At 61.9% G+C, this 22,452-nt stretch carries 23 protein-coding genes and 1 tRNA gene; 8 read left to right on the forward strand and 16 right to left on the reverse strand.

Going from position 1 to position 22,452, the window contains the following annotated elements; genetic code table 11:
* The first annotated feature begins 7 nt into the window (after nt 1-7).
* From NKI08_RS01375 to NKI08_RS01385, 3 genes are all read left to right on the forward strand, one after another.
* Nucleotides 8-730: a heme-copper oxidase subunit III family protein gene (locus tag NKI08_RS01375; RefSeq protein ID WP_023678903.1), complete on the forward strand. Its 723-nt coding sequence runs from the start codon at nt 8-10 to the stop codon at nt 728-730.
* Between the two features lie 10 nt (nt 731-740).
* Nucleotides 741-1,145, forward strand: a complete 405-nt coding sequence (locus NKI08_RS01380) for a cytochrome C oxidase subunit IV family protein (RefSeq protein WP_352470444.1) — start codon at nt 741-743, stop codon at nt 1,143-1,145.
* A 144-nt stretch (nt 1,146-1,289) separates the two neighbouring features.
* Nucleotides 1,290-1,763 carry an aminoacyl-tRNA deacylase gene (locus tag NKI08_RS01385; RefSeq protein ID WP_352470443.1) on the forward strand — a complete coding sequence of 158 codons (474 nt, stop codon included), beginning with the start codon at nt 1,290-1,292 and terminating at the stop codon, nt 1,761-1,763.
* A 64-nt stretch (nt 1,764-1,827) separates the two neighbouring features.
* Here the strand turns inward: NKI08_RS01385 and NKI08_RS01390 are convergent, their stop codons facing one another.
* From NKI08_RS01390 to tig, 5 genes are all read right to left on the reverse strand, one after another.
* The gene (locus NKI08_RS01390; RefSeq protein ID WP_023678906.1) at nt 1,828-2,640 is read right to left on the reverse strand and encodes a DUF2189 domain-containing protein; all 813 of its coding nucleotides are present in this window, start codon (nt 2,638-2,640) and stop codon (nt 1,828-1,830) included.
* A gap of 316 nt (nt 2,641-2,956) precedes the next feature.
* Nucleotides 2,957-3,889, reverse strand: coding sequence for a heme o synthase (locus NKI08_RS01395; RefSeq protein WP_352500859.1), 933 nt, complete (start codon nt 3,887-3,889; stop codon nt 2,957-2,959).
* 147 nt (nt 3,890-4,036) lie between these two features.
* Entirely contained in the window at nt 4,037-4,390 is a 354-nt protein-coding gene (locus tag NKI08_RS01400) for a c-type cytochrome (protein WP_502899547.1), read from the reverse strand.
* Between the two features lie 212 nt (nt 4,391-4,602).
* Complete coding sequence (locus tag NKI08_RS01405) at nt 4,603-5,124, reverse strand: hypothetical protein (protein ID WP_352470439.1); 522 nt, start codon at nt 5,122-5,124, stop codon at nt 4,603-4,605.
* Between the two features lie 160 nt (nt 5,125-5,284).
* Entirely contained in the window at nt 5,285-6,760 is a 1,476-nt protein-coding gene (gene tig, locus NKI08_RS01410) for a trigger factor (protein WP_352470469.1), read from the reverse strand.
* Nucleotides 6,761-7,103: 343 nt separating this feature from the next.
* On the opposite strand from tig, the gene NKI08_RS01415 reads away from it, so the two are divergent.
* A tRNA-Leu gene (locus NKI08_RS01415) sits at nt 7,104-7,188 on the forward strand.
* Between the two features lie 91 nt (nt 7,189-7,279).
* Here NKI08_RS01415 and NKI08_RS01420 read toward each other — a convergent pair.
* Nucleotides 7,280-7,864 carry a GDYXXLXY domain-containing protein gene (locus tag NKI08_RS01420; RefSeq protein WP_352614037.1) on the reverse strand — a complete coding sequence of 195 codons (585 nt, stop codon included), beginning with the start codon at nt 7,862-7,864 and terminating at the stop codon, nt 7,280-7,282.
* Nucleotides 7,861-8,979: a DUF2157 domain-containing protein gene (locus NKI08_RS01425; protein ID WP_352500861.1), complete on the reverse strand. Its 1,119-nt coding sequence runs from the start codon at nt 8,977-8,979 to the stop codon at nt 7,861-7,863. The genes NKI08_RS01420 and NKI08_RS01425 overlap by 4 nt, the downstream gene beginning before the upstream one ends.
* Nucleotides 8,980-9,201: 222 nt before the next feature.
* Here NKI08_RS01425 and NKI08_RS01430 point away from each other — a divergent pair, with 222 nt between their 5' ends.
* From NKI08_RS01430 to trmFO, 3 genes are all read left to right on the forward strand, one after another.
* Nucleotides 9,202-9,342, forward strand: coding sequence for a DUF1127 domain-containing protein (locus tag NKI08_RS01430; protein ID WP_091596947.1), 141 nt, complete (start codon nt 9,202-9,204; stop codon nt 9,340-9,342).
* Between the two features lie 48 nt (nt 9,343-9,390).
* Nucleotides 9,391-9,531, forward strand: a complete 141-nt coding sequence (locus NKI08_RS01435; RefSeq protein WP_023678914.1) for a DUF1127 domain-containing protein — start codon at nt 9,391-9,393, stop codon at nt 9,529-9,531.
* A gap of 363 nt (nt 9,532-9,894) precedes the next feature.
* A complete protein-coding gene (trmFO, locus tag NKI08_RS01440) occupies nt 9,895-11,304 on the forward strand; it encodes a methylenetetrahydrofolate--tRNA-(uracil(54)-C(5))-methyltransferase (FADH(2)-oxidizing) TrmFO (protein ID WP_352685533.1) in 1,410 nt (469 codons plus the stop codon).
* Nucleotides 11,305-11,330: 26 nt separating this feature from the next.
* On the opposite strand, the gene NKI08_RS01445 is transcribed toward trmFO, so the two are convergent.
* From NKI08_RS01445 to yajC, 5 genes are all read right to left on the reverse strand, one after another.
* Nucleotides 11,331-12,158, reverse strand: coding sequence for a phytoene/squalene synthase family protein (locus tag NKI08_RS01445; protein WP_502899548.1), 828 nt, complete (start codon nt 12,156-12,158; stop codon nt 11,331-11,333).
* A gap of 25 nt (nt 12,159-12,183) precedes the next feature.
* Nucleotides 12,184-12,573, reverse strand: coding sequence for an Mth938-like domain-containing protein (locus NKI08_RS01450; RefSeq protein ID WP_352500864.1), 390 nt, complete (start codon nt 12,571-12,573; stop codon nt 12,184-12,186).
* 15 nt (nt 12,574-12,588) lie between these two features.
* A complete protein-coding gene (secDF, locus tag NKI08_RS01455) occupies nt 12,589-15,141 on the reverse strand; it encodes a protein translocase subunit SecDF (RefSeq protein WP_352470433.1) in 2,553 nt (850 codons plus the stop codon).
* Nucleotides 15,142-15,229: 88 nt separating this feature from the next.
* Nucleotides 15,230-16,231 (reverse strand): SecDF P1 head subdomain-containing protein, encoded by a 1,002-nt coding sequence (locus tag NKI08_RS01460; RefSeq protein ID WP_352766782.1) that lies wholly within the window; start codon nt 16,229-16,231, stop codon nt 15,230-15,232.
* A 49-nt stretch (nt 16,232-16,280) separates the two neighbouring features.
* Nucleotides 16,281-16,622, reverse strand: a complete 342-nt coding sequence (gene yajC, locus NKI08_RS01465) for a preprotein translocase subunit YajC (protein WP_352451381.1) — start codon at nt 16,620-16,622, stop codon at nt 16,281-16,283.
* 293 nt (nt 16,623-16,915) lie between these two features.
* On the opposite strand from yajC, the gene NKI08_RS01470 reads away from it, so the two are divergent.
* Entirely contained in the window at nt 16,916-17,791 is an 876-nt protein-coding gene (locus NKI08_RS01470) for an ATP-binding protein (RefSeq protein ID WP_352470430.1), read from the forward strand.
* 96 nt (nt 17,792-17,887) lie between these two features.
* On the opposite strand, the gene NKI08_RS01475 is transcribed toward NKI08_RS01470, so the two are convergent.
* From NKI08_RS01475 to serS, 4 genes are all read right to left on the reverse strand, one after another.
* Complete coding sequence (locus NKI08_RS01475; protein WP_352766784.1) at nt 17,888-19,420, reverse strand: peptidoglycan DD-metalloendopeptidase family protein; 1,533 nt, start codon at nt 19,418-19,420, stop codon at nt 17,888-17,890.
* Between the two features lie 189 nt (nt 19,421-19,609).
* Entirely contained in the window at nt 19,610-20,275 is a 666-nt protein-coding gene (locus NKI08_RS01480) for a protein-L-isoaspartate(D-aspartate) O-methyltransferase (RefSeq protein ID WP_352470427.1), read from the reverse strand.
* Complete coding sequence (gene surE / locus NKI08_RS01485) at nt 20,272-21,030, reverse strand: 5'/3'-nucleotidase SurE (RefSeq protein ID WP_352470426.1); 759 nt, start codon at nt 21,028-21,030, stop codon at nt 20,272-20,274. Before surE ends, NKI08_RS01480 begins: the two co-directional genes overlap by 4 nt.
* Nucleotides 21,030-22,334, reverse strand: a complete 1,305-nt coding sequence (gene serS / locus NKI08_RS01490; RefSeq protein ID WP_352766787.1) for a serine--tRNA ligase — start codon at nt 22,332-22,334, stop codon at nt 21,030-21,032. The genes surE and serS overlap by 1 nt, the downstream gene beginning before the upstream one ends.
* Between the last annotated feature and the right edge of the window lie 118 nt (nt 22,335-22,452).

The following is a 22,452-nucleotide window of genomic DNA, read 5'->3' on the forward strand; positions in this document are numbered from 1 at the left end:
CGGGCGGATGGCAGAGACGACACTGGCCCACATCGGCCGAACAGAGCCGCGGCCCGCAGGCTGGCAAGGCATCGCCGCCGATTGGTCCTCGGATCAGCGGGCGTTCAAAAACGTGTCCTGGGGCAAGGCCATGATGTGGATCTTCCTGCTCAGCGACACGTTCATCTTCGGCTGCTTCCTGCTCTCCTACATGACCGCGCGTATCTCAACACGTGTGCCGTGGCCCAATCCGAGCGAGGTCTTCGCCCTGCGCATCGGTGGCTCCGACATTCCACTGATCCTTATCGCCATCATGACCTTCGTGCTGATCTCGAGCAGCGGAACGATGGCCATGGCGGTCAATTTCGGCTACCGCCGCGACCGCCGCAAGACGGCAGTGCTGATGCTCTTGACCGCAGCACTCGGCGCGACCTTTGTCGGCATGCAGGCCTTCGAATGGACCAAGCTGATCACCGAGGGCGTGCGGCCTTGGGGCAATCCCTGGGGCGCTGCCCAGTTCGGCGCATCCTTTTTCATGATCACCGGCTTCCACGGCACGCACGTGACGATCGGGGTGATCTTCCTGATCATCGTGGCGCGAAAGGTCTGGCGCGGGGATTACGATGTCGGACGGCCCGGCTTCTTCACCAGCCGAAGGGGCCGCTACGAGAACGTCGAAATCATGGGGCTTTACTGGCATTTCGTCGACCTGGTCTGGGTGTTCATTTTCGCATTTTTCTATCTTTGGTGAGAGGCAGGACATGGCTGAAGCAACCGCAAACGGCCTGGGACAACACGCACTGGACAGCGCCCGTACCCATGATGCGACGACGACCGGCGTTACCCCGGCGGAGGTTCATCAGGAGCACCCGATCAAGCTCTATCTGGTGGTCTGGGCGTGGTTGTTCATCCTCAGCACCTGCTCCTATCTGGTCGACTATTTCGGTCTCCACGGCTATCTCAGATGGTCGCTGATCCTGATCTTCATGATCCTCAAGGCAGGACTGATCGTCGCCATCTTCATGCACATGGCCTGGGAACGGCTGGCACTGGCATATGCAATTATCCTGCCGCCGGTGCTGGTTCTGGTGTTCGTGACGATGATGGTCTTCGAAGCGGACTACACGCTTCTCACCCGAATGGCGTTTTTCGGGGCTGGGCCCTGACATGCAATCCGGATCCGGGCCGTCCGGTCCTGGAGCCTTCGCCTTGAAACAATCCACGACTGGTCCATTTCTGTTGGTATCGGAAACGACAGGCGATGCCGGCGTTTCCACATGCGTCGCGAACACCAGCAAGGGGCGCCCAAGATGACCATCGCAACCAGACTGAAAGACTTCATCGATAGGAAGGGAATTTCCTACGACACCGTCGAGCATCACCGCACGGCGACAAGCAGACAATCCGCCATTGCGGCACATGTGCCTGGCAGCATAATGGCCAAATCGGTGGTCGTTCACCACGACCGTGGCTACGCGCTCGCCGTGGTTCCAAGCACGCACAGGATAGAACTCGCGACATTGCAGGATGTCATGGAGAAGCCTCTTGGACTTGCCTCCGAAGACGAGGTGGTCTCGTTGTTCGGCGATTGCGATGTCGGCGCTGTGCCACCGATCGGCGCTGCCTATGATGTGCCAGTGGTCCTCGATGAAAGCCTCGGCGACGCTCCCGAAATCTATTTCGAGGGCGGTGATCATAGGACGCTGGTGCATGTGAGCGGCAGAGATTTTCGCGACCTGACAAAGGACGCGCGCCAGGCCCGTTTCAGCCACCCGGCCTATTGAAAGCTCTGCCCCACCTGCCCGCACCGGCACTTTCACCGGTGCGCGCAGGGCTGGTTTTTTCAGCTCACGGTCTGGTGGCCGGCGGCGATTCCACAACTTTCCGATAGACATGCCAGGTCGCATGACCAAGGATCGGCAGCACGACTGCCAACCCGGCGAACACTGGCAGCGAGCCGACGATCAGGGCGACGGCGACGATAAGGCCCCACACGGCCATCACGATCGGGTTGGCCAGGACAACGCGCACCGAGGTGTGGATGGCTTCGTAGGCGCCGACATCGCGGTCGAGCAACAACGGGAATGCGACGACCGTGGTGCACAACACAACCGCGGCGAACACGAAGCCGATGGCGTGACCCAGGATGATGAGCGTCCAGCCGCGTCCCGTGGCAAATATTTCACTGATGAAACTGGACAGCGATTGCGGCGGCGCCGGGCCGAACAGGGTCTGGTAGAATATCTGGGCCGTCAAAAGCCAGGCGATGAAGATCGCAAGCAGCATGACGCCGACCGCTGCAATAGCCGGCAGTGCTGGAGAACTCCTGACCTCAAAGGCGTGCCTCCACGAGGCGTCGAGCCCGGCTTCCCGTCGCCGGCTGATCTCATAGAGGCCGATCGCCGCGAACGGACCAATCAGTGCAAAGCCGGACACAAGCGGAAACAGCAATGGCAGCGTGTTGTTACCTGATGTCCAGACAGCAAGCACGACACCCGCAATCGGATAGATCAGGCAGAGAAAAACGATGTGCGACGGCTTGACCATGAAATCATCGACGCCACGCCTGAGCGCATCAAAAAGATCGGAGACACCGATTTTTCGAATTCTGGTGTGTTCCAGCGTCTCGCTGGCGCCTGCTATTACGTGAAAGCTTGCCATGACCATTCCTCCAGACCAGGTCCGGTAAGGTCGCGTTTTACGGTGCTGCCGTTCCGCATGATTGGCCCACGCAAACCGCGACCTGCACCATGATCAATATACTCTCATGCGGGGGACTTGTCGCGCTTTGTAGGAAGGCCCGGGAGTAAGAGGTCCCGGGTAGCCTGACTAGCTACGGACGCCGTTCTTCGATATGCTCTTCTAGTCGAAGGTGAAGGTCATGGACGGAAGGACAGTTCTCATACTCGGCCTTGGCGTCGTTATTCTGCTGTTGCTGGGATTTTGTGCTCTGCCAATGTGATGTTTTGAGCCGGGGTCAATAGTCGGCTGAAGCGATCACTCGCATTACAATGGTGTCGGCAAGCAACGCTGCAAATATTGCGAAAAGATAGACAATCGAATACGCAAACAGCGCCTTTGCCGGCTTCATCTCCTTGTCGGCGACGAGAACCTTCCAGGCCTGCCAAATGAAACCTGCACCCAACGCGGCTGAAGCAGTGCCGTAATATCCGCTCGCGAAGCCGAGGCCCCAAGGGAGCACGCCGATTGGCGCCAAGAGCAGCGAATAGGCGAAGATTTGTTTTCTGGTCGAGTGCTGGCCGGCCACATTCGGCATCATCGGGACCCCAGCCGCGGCATAGTCACCGACCTTGAAAAGGGCCAGCGCCCAGAAATGAGGCGGCGTCCAGAGGAAAATGATCAGAAACAGGATGAGACTTTCAATGCCGATTGCGCCGGTTGCAGCAACCCACCCGATCACCGGAGGAAGGGCGCCTGCCGCGCCGCCTATGACGATATTCTGTGGCGTCGAGCGCTTCAGCCACATCGTGTAGATAACGACATAGAAAAAGATGGTGAACGCCAACAACGATGCGGCGAGCCACCCCACCAGCACGCCGAGCGTCATGACCGACAGTGCGGAAAGCACCAGACCGAAGCTGAGAGCTTCGCCAGGCGTGACGCGACCGGACGGAATTGGTCGCTTGGACGTGCGAGACATCAAGGCGTCTATGTCTGCGTCGTACCACATATTGAGCGCGCCGGCGGCTCCCGCTCCAACCGCGATTGCGCCGATGGCAATTAAGGCGATAACTGGATTCATCACGCCGGGCGCCATCATCAGGCCGACGAAGGCAGTAAACACGGCGAGCGCCATGACGCGTGGTTTCAAAAGCGCAAAGAAATCACCCGCCGTCGCCTCCGAGAGGCGGATGCCGGTATCCTTGAGACGGCTTTCTTCAGTCGACATTCAGACGACCACCGATGGGAATGGCAGCCTAGCCGGCCAATGTCTTTTTTGCAACGAGTCGCCCTCCCCACCGACACTGCCGGCAGATTGCGGCCGAGGCTATGCCTCGACCTGTTTGCTATACCAAGATCCGGCGGAAGAGCCGGGCTATTTGGAGAATTGCTTCAGATAAGCAATGACATTGGCGACGTCCTCGTCCTTCTTGAGGCCGGGGAATGCCATCTTCGTTCCTTTGACCATCGCCTTGGGATCGTGAAGGTAGGTCGTCAGCGTGGCTTCGTCCCATTTAACGCCGGATTTGCCGGCCTCGGTCATAGCCTTGGAATAGCTGAACCCCGGATGCGTGCCGGCCGTTCGGCCGATGACGCCATTCAAGGACGGACCGATCTTGTTCTGATCCTTGTCCGCGATATGGCAGACCTTGCATTTGGCGAAGACCTTCTCACCCGCCGCGGCATCCTGTGCCCGCGAGGGGCCGGCAATGACGGTGGCGACGGACATGATGACAAAAAACACAAAGGCACGCATGGCATTTCCTCCCTGATCGCCAATTTGCCCTGGCTGACCTGCACAGGCCGACATTTAGTCCGCTGGCATGCGCTCTTGAATGGCAGAACGGATATCCACTGCCCGGGGTTGCGGCACCTACATACCACGGAACCCGGCCGGCAGATAGAGTTCGGCCGTGCCAAGGTTTAATGCGGACAATCTGCTCAAGGCAATTTGGTGTTGCAGCTGGCGGCGATCCGGCCGATCGCCTCTTCAACTCCGGTGAGGTCAAACTCGGCTTTGCCGCGCCCCGACAGCAGCCCGAACCGCCAGGACAGCAGCAGCCGGTCCGCGGCAATCAGTCGCCTGATGCCGTCGGCACCGTCGCGGACCAGCATCCTGCTGCGCGGGCCGACCGACCAGCTTTCGTTGAGCTTGCCGGATTGGCCGACAGTCACCGACATGGCGATGGTTCGGCTGGCGGAAACGGTGTCGCTCAGCTGCAGCCATTCGCTCCAACGCGGTTCGCCGGCGGTCCGGCACGCGATCGTCAAAACCGGGCTGTAGCTCAATGCGCCGCCGCCGGTGATGAGCTTGTTGGTCGCATAAAGCGAGGCGGTGACAAGGCCATCGCTGCTCTTGTCGAACCGCCAGTTGTCGAGAACCGTATCAGCCTGGGCAATGCCACAGACCGACGCAAGCAGGAACGCCGCCGCCACGCTTCCGATACCGAAGAACTGTCTCAACGATGCCTCCAACAACCGCTGCGGTCAGCAACCCAGCGCAGATAATCATCAAAGCTTCATATCGCTACCTCGACCGCCAGATGCGTGAAATCCGTTGCGTCTGTGCCACAACGAAAAAGGCCGCCTCGAGAAGGCGGCCTTTCGGAATTCAGCAGGGACGTTATTCAGCGTCCTTGGCGGCCTTCTTCTTCGGCGCGGCCTTTTTCTTCGGCTCTTCAGCGTCGTCGTCGGCCTTCTTGGTGTCCGCTTTTTTCGCAGCCGCCTTCTTCGCCGGCTTGGCCTTGGTTGTATCCGTATCCTCCTCGTCGGCCAGCAGCTCTTCCTTGCTGACCTTGACGTCGGTGACCGAAATCTGGCCGAGCAGATGGTCGACCACCTTCTCTTCGAACATCGGCGCGCGCAACGTGTTCAGCGCTTCGGGATTGTTGCGATAGAATTCGAAGGCCTCCTGCTGCTGGTTGGCCGGATAGCGACGCACCTGCTCGAACAGGCCGCGCTGCAATTCCTCGTCCGTCACCGTGACGCCGGCCTTCTCGCCGATTTCGGCGAGAACCAGGCCGAGACGCACGCGGCGCTCGGCAAGCCGCATGTATTCTGCACGCGCTTCTTCTTCCGTCGTCTCTTCGTCGGCAAAGGTCCGCCCGGCAGCTTCGAGATCGCGATTGACCTGGTTCCAGATGTTGTTGAACTCGGCCTCGACTAGCTTGGACGGCGCCTCGAACGAGTAGGCAGCGTCGAGCTGGTCGAGCAACTGCCGCTTGACCTTCTGGCGCGTTATCGAGCCGAACTGGTTCTCGATCTGACCGCGCACCACCTCGCGCAGGCGCTCCAGCGATTCAAGGCCGAGATTTTTGGCCATCTCGTCGTTGATCTCAAGCGCGCCGGGCTTCGACACTTCCTTGACCGTCACGTCAAAAGTGGCTTCCTTGCCGGCCAGATGCGCCGCCTGGTAGTTTTCCGGGAAGGTAACCGTGACCTGCTTCTCGTCGCCGGCCTTGCTGCCGACCAGCTGGTCCTCGAAGCCGGGGATGAATTCCTTCGAGCCGAGCACCAGCGGCTGATCGGTGCCGGCGCCGCCGCCGAAGGCTTCGCCGTCGATCTTGCCGACATAATCGATGGTCACGCGATCGCCTTCGGCGGCCTTGCCGGTTTTCGGCTCGTAAGTGCGGGCGGATTCAGCGACACGCTTGACCTGCTCGTCGATCTCTTCATCCGGCACGTCGAACACCTGGCGCGTCACCTTGATGTCGGAGAAATCCTTGATCTCGATCGGCGGAATGACCTCATAGTTCAGACGGAACTCGAAATCGGCACCGCCTGCCAGGATCTTCTCGGCTTCCTTCTCGTCCTCGGTCATGATCACTTCGGGCTGCATGGCGGCCTTTTCGCCGCGCCCGGTGATGATCGAACGGGTCGAATCATTGAGGATCTCGTTGACCACTTCGGCCATGAACGACTTGCCGTAGACCTTGCGCAGATGCTGCACCGGCACCTTGCCGGGGCGGAAGCCGTTGATGCGGACCTTGTTCCTGGCATCGGAGAGCCGCGCCATCAGCTTGGCTTCCATGTCACCGGCCGGCACGGTGATCTTGATCTCGCGCTTGAGACCGGAGTTGAGCGTTTCGGTGACCTGCATCATAAAACCTTTGTTTCCACCAATGAGGCCGTCAAACGGCCCCTGCCGTTTACAGCCTGCCGGTATGATCTTGCCGGGAATGGCTTTTGGTGCGGGACTTGGCGATCTGTCCGCTCAACGCGGCACAAATCCTCCAGAAATACGCTCCAAAATGTGAATAAGTCTTTGTTTTTCCTACTTCTTATCACATTCTGCAGAAGCGGATCGTCGCGTCCCGTCACATTCGACACGCCTTTTGTCACAGGCGACGCTGATTTTCAACCATCTTTGCATTCCGGCCAATGATGCCGATATCAGCCCTGACATTGACAGAATGATGGCTACATGGGATTGGCCGGGCAATGCGGATGTGGCGGAATTGGTAGACGCCCTGGATTTAGGTTCCAGTGCCGAAAGGCGTGGGGGTTCGAGTCCCTTCATCCGCACCACCCTTCGCTCTTCGAGCTTCGGGTGGCAGGCCACTCGAAGCTCCTCCGAAGCCTTGGCGAAGGAGGATCATTGCCAAGGCCGTGGCGCGATCTAGTAAAGCGGCTCCTCGAACAGTGTCTTGTCGCCATCCACCAGCGCCTTGATCTGCGCCGTGCCGTTGGCCGCAATCGCCACCCGGATGCCGAACGGCCGCACCCGCATATCGTTCTGGATCGCCATCCCCTCGCCTTCCGGCAGATAGAAGCGCTCGATGCCGTACTCCGGCGCGATCGTCGTTGCTCCCTGGCCGATATTCCAGCCCTCGGAGACGTGTCCGACGATATCGGCTTCATCGGATGCTGCCGGCGCCGGCGCTTGCCCGAACCAGGCCGCGGTCGGGCCCCAATAGCCATCGGCGCCCTGCTTCAGCCTGACCACGATCGACGTTTCCTCGCTGGAAAGCTTGCCGGCCGGAATGTTGCCGATCAGTTTCACCGGTATGCGTGAAATGTCGTAGCCGAGCAGAATGTAGTCACCGCGCAAGAGATCGCGCGGATCGATCGGCTCGACCTTGAGCAGGACCTGCTTGCCATCGCGCAGGATCGCCGCGCGTCCGGCGATGATCCAGCTCAGAAAGCCGATCTGGACGAGCGCCAGGACCAGCGCCGAGATGATCAGTCTTTTGCCGGTCATCATGCCGCCGCTCCTGTCATGTTCGAGGCGTTCATGCGCCTTTCTATGCGGATGATAATGAAAGCAAGAACGGCGAGCAGCACCGCCGCCGCAAGGAAGAAGCCTGCCGTGTCGAGCATTGATTGCAGCATCACCACGTAGATGATGGCGAGTTCGAAGGCGAAGCCCGCATAGGCAACCCAGCGCAGTCCCCGGCTCTCGCGGCCGCCCAGCACGATCGCCGCGATGATGCCGGCCAGCGCAACAGCCGAGGCAATGGCGAAGCCGCTATTGTAGCTGCTTTCATCCGCCAGTTCGAATTGGATCATCGCCAGTCCGGTGAGAAAGCCGATCAGCGCGTGCAAGGTCAACCTGCCGCCGAGTTGCAAAACCCTCTCGACCGGCCCGGCAGCAAAGATCGCAGCGGTAAAAAGCAGCACCGACGCGGCAACGAGCGGGATGGCGACTTGCAGCGTGTCGTATTCCATGGCCAACAGCACGAGGTAGAAAAGGACCGACAGGATGATCAGGTGGCGCGCCGCCTGGCTGCGCGTCCAGAACGAAACGGCGAACAGTATTAGCGCCATGACCACGAAGAGATGCGGAAATTCCGTGCGCCGGAAGTAGTCGAACCCTCTCAGGAATAGCCAGGCATCGGCGATGCCGACGGCAGCGACGGTCAGTGGGTTTGAGCGCAGCGCCACCGCCGCTAGCGTCGTGCCGGCGCCCCAGGTGATCAAGGCCGAGGCCTCGTCGCCCGACAAATGATACATCTGGCCGATCAGCGCGATCGAACCGCCGAATGCCGCAGCCGCGACGATCCACAGTGCTTCGCCGATCGCCGCATGGTCGCGCATCTTCAACATCGCGCCGCCGACATAGCCGGCAAGGATAACGGCAAAAAGTGCCGCGACCCGCACCAGCCGCGGGATGACTTCCCAGTTGGCGGCGATGAAGATCAGGATAGCCGCGCCGAACAGCAGCGCCGCCATCATCGCCAGGATCGAGCCGAAACTCAGCGATTTGCGTTCGTTTGCCTCGACGTCGCGCGTTAGAGCCTCGGCTGTCGGCGCGTCGATCAGGCCGGCCTGCTGCCATCGCGCGATATCCGACCTGACCCGTGACGAATAGCTCGCCATGCCCCTCCCCCTTTCCTTGGTTCTTTTAGCTCGTCCGGCCAAGCGTTTGACCTAACGGCATTTTCCGATCTGGGCGGAAAACTGGACGCGCGTTAATGCTGCATTGCACAATTTGCATTGCTGCCATGCACCAATAGCGCTTTTAAATCGATATGACCCCACCTATTTTCACGGTGCACACAAAGACGGAATGATCCGAAAGAAAGACGAAACGAGACTACCATGAACCTGATCCGCAACTATCGCAACTGGCGCCGCTATAGGGACACCGTGTCCGAGCTGAGCCGCCTGAGCACCCGTGAACTGACCGATCTCGGCATCAGCCGCAGCGACATTCACTACGTCGCCCGCAAGGCGGTCTAATCCTTCGGGCCGCAAATGGCCCGAACCAGTTTTGAAAAGAGAACGACAATGAACCTGATCCGCAACTATCGTAACTGGCGCGTGTACCGCGAGACGGTTACCGAGCTGGGTCGCCTGTCGAACCGCCAGCTCAACGATCTCGGCATCGTCCGCGACGAGATCAAGATGGTCGCTCGCAGGGCGATCTAACAACAAGAATTTCGCCAGGGTCGACCTCCTCCCCGACTCTGACGGATACGGTCAGCCTTCACCTCCTCCCGAGGGTTGACCACAAAAACGGCGCCCGCCGGACCTCCTCCCCCGGCGGGCGCTGTTTCTAAAAAGGGTTTCGCGCCCTTTCAAATGGCGAAAGGAATTTCGTCAAAGCCGACCTCCTCCCCGGCGATGACGAATACGGTCGATCTTCACCTCCTCCCGAGGATCGACCAACAAAACGACACCCGCCGGACCTCCTCCCCCGGCGGGTGTTGTTGTTTTGGGGCGGCTTCCCCCGTCAGCCATTCTCCCGCGTGGCAATTGCAATCCTTGCGCCAAGCGACTATTTCGGCGCTCATGGACAAGAACCCCATTCACGTTATCGGCGGCGGTCTCGCCGGCTCCGAAGCCGCCTGGCAGGCGGCCGAAGCCGGCGTTCCAGTTGTCCTGCATGAAATGCGTCCCGTCCGCGGTACCGACGCGCACAAGACCGACGGGCTGGCCGAGCTCGTCTGTTCCAACTCCTTCCGCTCCGACGATGCGCAAACCAATGCCGTCGGCCTGCTGCACGCCGAAATGCGGCTGGCCGGTTCGCTGATCATGAGCGCCGGCGACGCGCATCAGGTGCCGGCCGGCGGAGCGCTGGCCGTCGACCGCGACGGATTTTCCGAAGCGGTCACCAGAAAGCTCGAAGCGCACCCGCTCATCACCATTCGTCGCGAGGAAGTGCCCGGCCTGCCGTCGGCGGACTGGGACCAGGCGATCGTTGCCACCGGCCCGCTGACGGCGCCTTCGCTCGCCCAATCGATTGCGGAAGCAACCGGCGCCGACGCGCTCGCCTTTTTCGATGCCATCGCGCCGATCGTTCATTTCGACACGATCGACATGGATATCTGCTGGTTCCAGTCGCGCTACGACAAGGTCGGTCCCGGCGGCACCGGCAAGGATTACATCAACTGCCCGATGGATAAGGAGCAGTACCTTGCCTTCGTGCAGGCGCTGGTCGACGGCCAGAAAACCGAATTCAAGCAATGGGAAGGCACGCCCTATTTCGACGGCTGCCTGCCGATCGAGGTGATGGCCGAGCGCGGCGTCGAGACATTGCGCTACGGGCCGATGAAGCCGATGGGACTGACCAATGCGCATAATCCGTCTGTAAAGGCGTATGCCGTCGTCCAGCTCCGCCAGGACAATGCGCTGGGCACGCTCTACAACATGGTCGGCTTCCAGACCAAGCTGAAGCATGCCGAGCAGGTGCGCATATTCCGCACCATCCCCGGGCTGGAACACGCCGAGTTCGCCCGCCTCGGCGGCCTGCACCGCAACACCTATATCAATTCGCCGACGCTGCTCGACGCGTCGCTGCAGTTGAAGTCGCGGCCCGGCCTGCGCTTTGCCGGCCAGATCACCGGCTGCGAGGGCTACGTCGAGAGCGCCGCCATCGGCCTGCTCGCCGGGCGCTTTGCCGCCGCCGAAAGGCTTGGCCATGCGCCGTCGCTGCCGCCCTTGACCACCGCCTTCGGCGCCTTGCTCAACCACATCACCGGCGGCCATATCGTTTCAGACGATGAGCCGGGAAAGCGCTCCTTCCAGCCGATGAACGTCAATTTCGGCCTGTTTCCGCCGGTGGACGCGCCGAAGATCGAAGGCAAGCGGCTGCGCGGCAAGGACAAGACGGTTGCCAAGCGGCACGCGGTGACATCGCGCGCGCTCGCCGACTGCCGCGAATGGCTGGGGCTGCCTTTTCGGGCGGAAGCGGCGGAATAACGGTCGGGTTGGCTACGCGGCAGCCTCTATGCGACCGGCCAGCCCCGCGTCGCGCGCCGGAACAAGAGCCAATACCGGCGCAAGACAGAGAGCCGCGCCACCTCCTTGACAGGCGAGCGGCGGGCGCGCTCCATTTTGTCGAGATAGGCGCCCGAAAGAGCCAGCGGCAGAAACGCCGGGCGCAGCGAAACCGGTAGAGCGGACGCCCCCTGCTCGAAGGCGGAAAGATGTTCCCGTGCCAGCGCGATTATCGCGGCAGCGGCGCGTTCCGCGCCCGGCCCGCCGTCACCTGTAACGAATTCTTCCGGCGAGGATCCCGCCGCCGCCAAAATATCGGCCGGCACAAAGCACTGTCCCCGCTCGCGATGTAGCGGCAGCAGAAGCAGCAGACCGGTCATCGCCTGCGCACAACCTGCCCTGCCGGCAAGCTCGGCAAAGCGCGGTGCTTCGACCGGATCGAGCACCATCGCCGCAAGCTGGATAAGTGCTGCGGCAGTCTCGCCGCAATAGCCTTCGAGGTCGGTGCGCGACGGCATCGGGTCGTCATAGAGATCGAAGATGCGCGCTTCGAGCATGTTTTCGAAAGCGGCCTTGGGCAGATGGTGGGCGGAAATAGTCGCCTTCAGCGCGTCCGCCACGGGATGGCCGACCTCAGCCCCATCCTCTTCGACTGCGATGACGTCGCGCCACCATTGCAGCCGCACCTCGCCCGGCAGCGCCTCGTGGATGCGGTCGCGTATGCCGGCAATTTCGGCGTTGAAGGCATAGAGCGAAAACAGCGCGTCCCGCTTGTCTTCGGGCGCGTAGAGCGCGGTCAGGTAGCGGTCATGATCAGCGGCGCGCACCGTCTCCATGACGAGTTTGGTGTTTTCGGCCACGTCAGTCGACGGCGATGAGTGCTGCGGCCACCGCGCGGTCTTCAGCCAGCAGCACATTGTAGGTCCGCACAGCCGCCCCGGTCGACATCGGATCGGCGGAAATGCCGGCATCCTTCAGCGCGGCACGCAGCGCGGCCGGCAACGGCCTCAGATCCTTGCCGCTGCCGACCAGCAGGATCTCGACCTTGTCTGCCTCGTTGAACAGCTTGGCGAAATCCGCTGCCGTCAGCGCCAGCGGATCGGCCGGCTCCCAGCCATAGATGCCCGAAGGCAGGCACAGCAGCGAGCCGCGATGCGACATGTCGGCAAAGCGGAAACCGCCATTGCCGTAAGCCTCGATCGGTGCGCGGCCGGGGAAATGCGCCTCGCGGATGACGATACCCTTGGCCACTTTTGAGGCAAGCCGTCAGGTGGCTATGGCTTTGCCGCCGCCCACCGGCTTTTCCTCGTCCGACGCTGTGGCCTGCGGCCGCAGCTTGAACAGGATAAGCAGTGGCGCGGCGATAAAGATCGACGAATAGGTGCCGAACACGACGCCGAACAGCATGGCCATGGTGAACGAGCGGATCACCTCGCCGCCGAACAGCACCAGCGCCAGCAGCGCCAGGATCGTCGTCACCGAGGTCAGCGTCGTCCTCGACAGCGTCTCGTTGATGGCGTTGTTCAGCAATTGCGGCAGCGGCATTCGCTTGTATTTTCGCAGATCCTCGCGAACGCGGTCATAGACGACGATCGTATCGTTGAGCGAATAACCGATGATGGTAAGGATCGCCGCCAGCGACGACTGGTTGAATTCGAGGCCGGTGAGGACGAAGAAGCCGATCGTCATGACCACGTCGTGAACGGTCGCAACAATGGCGCCGACCGCGAACTGCCATTCGAAGCGGAACCAGACATAGATCAGAATGCCGAGCAGCGCGACCAGCATGGCAATGGTGCCTTGCTTGGCAAGCTCGCCCGAGACCGTCGGCCCGACCACTTCGACGCGGCGGAAATCATACTGGTCCTGCAGCTCGCCGCGCACCTTGTCGATGACGGTCTGCTCGGCGTTCTCGCCACCCTCCTGGGTACCGACGCGGATCAGCACGTCGTTCGGCTCGCCGAACTGCTGAACCTGCACCTCGCCGATATTGAGTTCCGTCAGCCTGCCGCGGATGTCGGCCAGATCGGCATTGCCGGCCTTGGACTGCACCTCGATCAGTGAGCCGCCCTTGAAATCGATGCCGTAATTGATGTCGATGGTCATGAAGCCGATGACCGACAGCACCGAAAGCACGCTCGACAGCGTGAACGTCCAGCGGCGGATGCCCATGAACGGAATTTTCGTTCCCGGCGGAATGAAGGTCACCGGCGCGCGTGGCAACTCCTTCGGACGGGCCCGGCGAAGCCAGATCGACACCAGCAGGCGGGTGAAGGTGAAGGCGGTGAAGACTGTGGTCAGGATGCCGATGGCATAGGTGACGGCAAAACCCTTCACCGGCCCGGTGCCGAGGTAGAACAGCACCACGGTGGCAATCAGCGAAGTGACGTTGGAATCGACGATGGTCGCCAGCGCCTTGCTGAAGCCGGTATCGATCGCCTGGATCACCGAGCGGCCGGCACGTCTCTCCTCGCGAATACGCTCATAGATCAGCACGTTCGAATCGACCGCCATGCCGATGGTCAGCACGATACCGGCGATACCCGGCAAGGTCAGCGTCGCGCCAAGCAGCGACAGCAGCCCGACGATCATCGCGACATGCACCGCCAGCGCGATGTTGGCGAGGAAGCCGAGGAACCCGTAGGCGACGAACATGAACGCCACGACCAGGATCGAGCCGATGATGCCGGCGACCTTGCCGGCATGGATGGAGTCCTGGCCGAGGCCAGGCCCCACGGTGCGCTCCTCGATCACTGTGAGCGTCGCCGGCAAGGCGCCGGCGCGCAGCAGCACGGCGAGATCGTTGGCGCTCTCGGCGGTGAAATTCCCCGATATCTGGCCGGAGCCGCCAGGAATCGGTTCGTTGATCCGCGGCGCCGAAATCACCTGGTTGTCGAGGATGATGGCAAACAGCTTGCCGACATTCTGCGCTGTCGCCTGGCCGAACCGCTGCGCCCCCTTGGAATCGAAGCGGAACGAAACCACCGGCTCATTGGTCTGCGAGTTGAACGTCGCCTGGGCATCGACGAGGTTTTCACCCGAAACGATGACGCGGTTCTCGATCAGATACGGAACCGGAGGATCGTCCTGCGAATACAGCACCGAGGACCCCGGCGGCGGACGGCCGTTCAGCGCATCCTGCACCGGCATCGATTGGTCGACCATCTGGAAGGTCAGCTTGGCGGTCTGGCCGAGAATTTCCTTCAGCCGTTGCGGGTCCTGCAAACCAGGCACCTGCACAAGGATGCGGTCGTCGCCTTGCCGCTGCACGATCGGCTCGGTCGTTCCCAGTTCGTTGACACGACGGCTGACGACCTCGATCGACTGGGTCAGCGCCGTCGACGTACGGTATTTGATGCCGGCATCGGTGACGGTGAATTTAAGCAGGCCGGCCTCGGAATCATCCAGGGTCATCTCCTGGATGGAGCCGCCGCTGAACAGGCCGGCCGCCACCGGATTGGTCAACGGCTTCAGTGCGTTCTTGGCGGCGTCGATCTGTGCGGGATCGGTGATGCGGACTTGCACCGTGCGCCCCGACCCGGCAAGGCCGGTATAGCCGATCTTGGCATCGCGCAGCAGCGTCCTGATTTCGTCGCGCGTCGTCTCCAGCCGATCCTTGATCAGATCGTTCGGATCCATCCTGAGCAGGATGTGCGAGCCGCCCTGCAGGTCGAGGCCGAGCGTCATCTGCCGCTTCGGCACCCAACTGGGCAGTTGGGCCAAGGTGCTTGCCGAGAAAAGATTGGGCGCAGCGAGGACCACCGTGGCGGCTACGGCCAGCCAGATCAGGATCATCTTGAAGCGCGAAAAATAAAGCATCAGTTCTTATCCGTTCAGGCGTACAAGCGGCAGCGTTCCGCCATCGGTCGGTTTATGGGCATATTTCTAATTCTGACCACGGCCGGCCCTATCGTGCTTCCTCGGCGATTGTCAATCTTGCTGGCAATGGACCGGTGCGTAGCAGCAAGGCGAGGTCATTGGCGCTTTCAGCGGTGAAATTTCCCGATATCTGACCGGTGCCGCCTTCAATGGGCTCTCGGATAATAGGCACCGAAATCACCTGATCGTCCAACATCACCGCAAACGGCTTGCCGACATTCTGCGTTGTAGCCCATTTGAAACGCGCCGTACCTCGCGAATCAAGCCGGAATGCGACGACGGGCTCATCGATTGCCAAATTGCGGGTTGCTTCCGCATCCACCACATTTTCACCGGAAAGGATAACCCAATTTTCGATCAAGTAGGGAACCGGAGGCTCACCCATCGAATAAAAAACCGCCGAGCCGACGGGTGGGCGGCCGTTGATTGCCTCGTTGACTGGCATCGATTGATCAACGAGCTGGAAGCTTAGGCGACCGGGCCGGGTGAGAATTTGTCCTAGCCTTTGCGGATCGGCAACACCCGCAGTCCGGATCAATATGCCGTCTTCATCCGTTGACTGGACCACCGGGTCGGTGACGCCTAGATCGCGGACACGATTTTTGATGACCTCAACCGACTGTGCAAGCGCGGCCGAAGTTCGATACTTCAGACCTGCATCTGTTACAGTGAATTTGAGCAGGCCGGGCTCGCTATCGTCCAGGGTCATTTCCTGGACACCGCTGTCCGCGACAGGATCGGTCACTGTCTTGAGTGCCGCCTTGGCGGAGTCAAGCTGACCCGGATCGGTGATGTGCACCTGCACTGTCCGGCCCGATCCTGTAAGTTCGGTATAGCCGATCTTGGCATCGCGCAGCAGCGTCCTGATCTCGTCGCGTGTCGACACCAGCCGGCCGTTGGTTACATCGGCCGCGTCCAACCGAAGCAGAATATGCGGACTGGCGGCGAGGAGATTGGACGCGTCGAAGACCAACATGGCGGCCACGGCAAGCCAAGTCAGGACGATCGTCACGCGCGAAAGATAGAACATATGCCGTCGTTAGTAGCCCTGCCCGCGGATATCACCGCTTGGATTTGGGTTATTTCTTGGCGTTCTGGTTTGCCACCGGCTCGCCCTTGACGCGTACGTCGGCGATCGTCGAGCGCAGCGCCGTCACCTTGGTGCCGCCGCCAAGGTCGATCTCCAGCTCGTTATCGTCGATCACCTTGGTCACCTTGCCGACCAAGCCGCCGCCGGTGACAACGGTATCGCCGCGACGAACCGCCGCCAGCATCTCGCCGCGCTTCTTTAGCTGCGTACGCTGCGGCCGGATGATCAGAAAATACATGATCACGAAAATCAGAGCAAACGGCACGATCTGGATAAACATTGCGGACGAGTCCCCGCCGATGCCTTGGGCGTATGCCGGTGTCACGAACATCGAGGTACTCCTGAATTTTAAAAACAGCCGCCTTAACCGTTCTGGGAATTTGACGGCCCCGCCAAATTTGGCCGGAATATAGTCGGTAACGTTGCCAATGCAACTGCGCCGCCGGGCAAATCGGCTGCTTTTCCGGCCTGGTGAGCCGTGTTAGAGGGTGATCCCGAAAAGCGACGCTCGGTTTCCGCAAAAGATCATGCCCGAACAAATGCTTGGGACGAGTTTCGAAACCGCTGAAATCAGGTAGATTGGCCTGCCGCACCATCCCGAAAGCGAAACAAAAAAGACAAGAGATGACCGACAGCACCATCGATACCCTGAGCCAGAAGCTCGACCGCCTGATCGAGGCGGTCGCTCGCCTCGCCCCGCCGCCGGTGCCGCAAACCAACCTGGGCGAGGCCGATTGCTTCGTCTGGCAGGCCGATCCCGGCTATCTGGAGCCGGTGCTCAAGGTCAACCGCGTCGACATCGGCCTGATCCGCGGGGTCGATCGCGTCCGCGACATATTGGTCGACAACACCGAGCGCTTTGCCTCAGGCTATGCTGCCAACAACGTGCTGTTGTGGGGCGCGCGCGGCATGGGCAAATCGTCGCTGGTCAAGGCGGTGCACGCCGCGGTCAACGCTTCGCCGAACCCCGACCTGCCGCTCAAGCTGATCGAGATCCATCGCGAAGACATCGACGCGCTGCCAAAGCTGATGGGACTGCTGAAGGCGGCACCCTTTCGCTTCATCCTGTTTTGCGACGATCTGTCATTCGACCACGACGACACCTCCTACAAGTCGCTGAAGGCAGCGCTTGAAGGCGGCGTCGAGGGCCGCCCGGCCAATGTCATCTTCTATGCCACCTCGAACCGGCGGCATCTGTTGCCGCGCGACATGATCGACAATGAGCGCTCGACCGCGATCAACCCGTCGGAAGCGGTCGAGGAGAAGGTTTCGCTGTCGGACCGCTTCGGCCTGTGGCTTGGCTTCCACAAATGTTCGCAGGACGAATATCTCGACATGATCGACGGCTATGTCCGCCATCACGGTCTCGCCATCGATCCCGAGACGCTGCGCGCCGAGGCGCTGGAATGGGCGACGACGCGCGGCAGCCGTTCGGGCCGCGTCGCCTGGCAGTTCACCCAGGATCTGGCAGGCCGGCTCGGCAAGCCGCTGAAGGATTAGCCGCTCAAGGACTAACAGCAGAAGAAGCCCGCACCTTGCGGAGCGGACTTCCTCGGCGGGCTGAAGGTCAGGTGGCCCGCAAATCGCTTTCGTCATCTATTCGAGATAGGTCGAAGGATCGACCGGCGCCGAGTTCTTGCGCACTTCGAAATGCAGTTTCGGCGAGTCGGTGGTGCCGCTCATGCCGGACAGGGCGATTTCCTGGCCGCGCTTGACCTTCTGGCCGCGCTGCACCTCGATCGAGCTGGTGTGGCCGTAGACGGTGACCAGACCGTTTTCGTGCCGTACCAGCACCGTGTTGCCGAATTCCTTGAGGCCGTCACCGGCATAGATGACGACGCCGTTTTCAGCTGCCTTGACCGGCGTCCCCTCGGGCACGGCAATGTCGACGCCGTCCTTGCCGCCGCCGAAGCTCGAGATCACGCGGCCGCGCACCGGCCAGCGCATCTTGCCGATGCCCGTTGCGTCCGGCGCCACCGCATCGTCGTCCTCGGCCTGCTGGATGACTTTCGCGTCCTTCTTTGGCGGCGTGTAGGAGGCGAGCGTCTGCGTCGGCGTGGCCTTGGCAGGCGGCTGGGTGGTGGCCGTCGTCACCGGATCGACCTTTGCCGGCTTCGCACCGGCGACAACAGCGGTTCCGCCTGCCGGCACTTTCAGGGTCTGGCCGATCTTGAGCAGTCCATCCTGCATGCCGTTCGCCTGCTTCAACGCGACGACGCCGACGCCGGTCTTTCGGGCGATGGCCGACAGCGTATCGCCTTGCTGAACCGTGTAGGTGCCGCCGGCACCGGCTGGCTTGGCCGTCGCCGAAGCCACTTTGGGCGCGGCCTTTCCATCCCTCGGCTGGCTCGCGGCAGCCGAGGCGTCCACCTGCGCGGCAGACTTGCCTTCCCTGAGCTTCGGTTGCTGCGGCAGCACGGCCACCTTCTCCGGCGCGTCGGCCGGCTGGTCGTGCCTGGTGCCGTTCGCGGGCTTGGCGTCGGCGACTTTCGGCGTGGCGCCGTTGCTCGAATACGCATAGGCCGGGATGACGAGCTTCTGGCCGGTCTTCAGCCCCTTGGTCGCGCTCAGCCCGTTGACTTTCATGATGGCATCGGCCGGCACGCCGTAGCGCCGCGACAGGCCGGAAATGGTCTCGCCGTCCTTGACGACGATCTCGGTTGCATGCGGTGCGCCGGCGGCCGTCGCCATGCGCGGCGCGTCGGGCTCGGCGTTCTTGAACGGCCTTGCCGCCGGAGCGACGGTGCCGGTTGCCGTCCTGTCGACACGAGGAGCGGCAGGCGCCATCGCCGGCGCGGCAGCGGTACGCACCGGGCGGGCGGCGGGTGCCAGGGCGGGAGCCGGCGGTGGCAACTGCTGCGCCGTAACCGGTTCGAGGCTTGAGCGGCTGACCGACTGGGTGTGGCTGCCGTCGATCGGCGCGGCCGCAACATCGCCCGGATAGGGCTGGGCAGCATCCTGCTTGTCGATGATGGCGCGCTGGTTGTTGGTCGAGGCGGTGAACACGTCATCGACGCTGTTGAACCGCGCCACCTGGGAACTACACCCCGTCGCAGCGCCTGCGATCATGAGGACGGCGCAGCCACGCGCCAGATTGCGTCCGTTTGCCTTCAAAACACTGAATTGCATCGCACTAACCCGCACAGACCCGGTACAACTGAGTGCGATTAAAGCGCGTTAATGTTACCGGTCGGTTAAACCTGTTGAATCAGACGCAAATTTTCTTAAAATATTCGAGGAAGGCTCTCAACTTCGTCGTCCTAGGATGACGAAACGACAGGCTTCGGCTGATCCCCAAGCGGCGCGATGTACCCGGAATCAGATCACCGCGGCGACACCGTGCAGGATCGGCTGCAGGCGCACCAGGCCGATATCCTCGCGTTCGAAGCGGCTGCCGACCTTGGTCAGCTTGGCCAGCACCTGCTCGCCTTCGTCGGGTCCGATCGGCGCGATGACGATGCCGCCGCTCGACAATTGGTCGAGGAGAAAGCGCGGCAGGCTGTCGAAGGCCGCCCAGGCTACGATGCGGTCGAACGGCGCTTCGTTGGCCAGCCCGTTGGAACCGTCCGCCTGGCGCACGATGACATTGCCGACGGCGAGCGCCTCGAGCCGCTGCCGGGCCTGTTCGGCCAGCGTCTTGTAACGGTCGATGGTGACGATCCGCGCGGCAAGCCGCGACATCACCGCCGCCGTGTAGCCGGATCCGGTGCCGATCTCGAGCACCCGGTTGCCCGGCTCGATGGCAAGTGCCGCGATCACCGCCGCCTGCAGGTCGGCGCCTTCGATGGCCTCGCCGCATTCGATCGGCAGCATACGGTCCGACCAGGCTATCGAGTGGAAATGCGGAGACAGAAAGCCGCGCCGCGGCGTCGCCTCGAAGGCGGCGATAAGCGCCTTCGGCACCGTCCCCCTGCCGCGCAGGCGAAGCAGGAAGGCAGCGAAACCTTCGCGCTCGTCGACCGTTGCAGCGTGGTTCAAGTTCATGCGAGCGCCTTGGCCAGTTGATCGCGGATTTCATGCGCGGTGAGATCGAGCTGCAGCGGCGTCACCGACACCAGCCGATTGCGCAAGGCATTGAGGTCGGTGCCTTGCTTGCCCTCGACTGGCTCGCGGCCGAAGCGCAGCCAGTAGTAAGGCAGGCCGCGCCCGTCGCGCCGCTCGTCGACCCACAGGCTGTGGACCAGCTTGCCCTGCGAAGTGACTACAGTTCCGGCGATTTCTTCCGGCGCACAGTTCGGAAAATTGACGTTGAGCAGCACGTCGTCCGGCAACGGCACGGCGACGAGCTTTTCGAGCAGGGCCGGCGCCAGCGCTTCGGTGGTCTCGTAGGGAACGACGCGGTCCTCGCCGACATAGGAATAGGCCTGGCTGATGGCGATCGATCGCACGCCGAGCAGCGCGCCTTCCATGGCGCCGGCGACCGTGCCCGAATAGGTGACGTCGTCGGCGATGTTGGCGCCGGAATTGACGCCGGACAGGATCAGGTCAGGCGCTTCGGGCAGGATCTTCTTCACGCCCATGATGACACAGTCGGTCGGCGTTCCGCGCACCGCAAAGTGCTTTTCGCCGATTTTCCTGAGCCGCAGCGGCTCCGAGATCGACAGCGAATGCGCATAGCCGGACTGATCCTGTTCCGGTGCCACCACCCAGACGTCGTCCGACAGCGTGCGCGCGATGCGTTCGAGCGACGCAAGGCCCTCGGCATGGATGCCGTCGTCGTTGGTCAGAAGGATGCGCATTATTTCGATTCGATCTTTTCCAGACCGCCCATGTAAGGCCGAAGCGCTTCAGGAATGGTTACGCTGCCGTCCTCGTTCTGATAATTTTCGATGACGGCAATGAGCGCACGGCCGACGGCGGTGCCCGAACCGTTCAGCGTGTGGACGAAGCGGTTGCCCTTGCCGTCCTTGTCCTTGTAGCGGGCGTCCATGCGCCGCGCCTGGAAATCGCCGCATACCGAGCACGACGATATCTCGCGATAGGCATTCTGGCCGGGCAGCCAGACCTCGATGTCGTAGGTCTTGCGCGCGCCAAAGCCCATGTCGCCGGTGCACAGCGTCATGGTGCGGAACGGCAGGCCGAGCCGCTTCAGCACCTCCTCGGCGCATTCGGTCATGCGCTCATGCTCGGCAACCGAAGTCTCCTGGTCGGTGATCGACACCAGCTCGACCTTGTAGAACTGGTGCTGGCGCAGCATGCCGCGCGTGTCGCGCCCGGCCGAGCCCGCCTCGGAGCGGAAGCACGGCGTCAGCGCCGTATAGCGCAGCGGCAGTTTTTCGTGCGGCGTGATCTCGTCGCGAACGAGATTGGTGAGCGGCACTTCGGCGGTTGGGATTAGGCCAAGCCTGCCGTCCCCGTGCCGAACGAAGAATAAATCCTCCTCGAATTTCGGCAGTTGCCCGGTCCCGAAAAGCACCTCGTCGCGCACCATCAACGGCGGCTGGATCTCTACGTAGCCGTGCTCGGTGGTGTGCAGATCCAGCATGAACTGGCCGAGCGCGCGTTCCATCCGCGCCAGGCCGCTTTTGAGCACGGTGAAGCGCGAGCCGGAAAGCCGTGCTGCCCGCTCGAAATCCATCATGCCGAGCGCTTCGCCGATCTCGAAATGCTCCTTCACCCAGTTCGGCCGCGTCGGCACCTTGCCGACGACGCGTTTGACGACGTTGTCGTGCTCGTCCTTGCCGACCGGCACGTCGTCGAACGGCACGTTTGGCAGCACTGCCAACGCATCGTTCAGCGCCTTGTCGAGCTCGCGCTCGCGCGCCTCGCCATTCTGGATGAAGGCCTTGATCTCGCCGACCTCGGCCTTCAGCCTTTCGGCAAGAGCTGCATCGCCCGAGCGCATGGCATTGCCGATCTCCTTCGATGCGGCGTTGCGGCGTTCCTGCCTGGTCTGCAGCTCGGTCAGATGCTCGCGCCGCGCCTCATCCGCGGCGATCAGGTCGTAGACCGTGGACTGCGCATCCCCGGCCGACCACGAGCGCTTCTGGAGCGCCTCGACAAGGGCCTTCGGGTTGTCGCGAATCCATTTGATGTCAAGCATGGTCTGTTCGTCCTCGGCACGGCGGTTTCGGGGCAAGGAAATGCCCAAAACAAAGACCAGAGGGCGTAAACCGCATCGATACAAGACGTCAAGGCAGAGTTCCTTCGCGCCGACCTCA

Source organism: Mesorhizobium sp. M0768, from assembly GCF_040320195.1.
Taxonomy (GTDB): Bacteria; Pseudomonadota; Alphaproteobacteria; order Rhizobiales; family Rhizobiaceae; genus Mesorhizobium.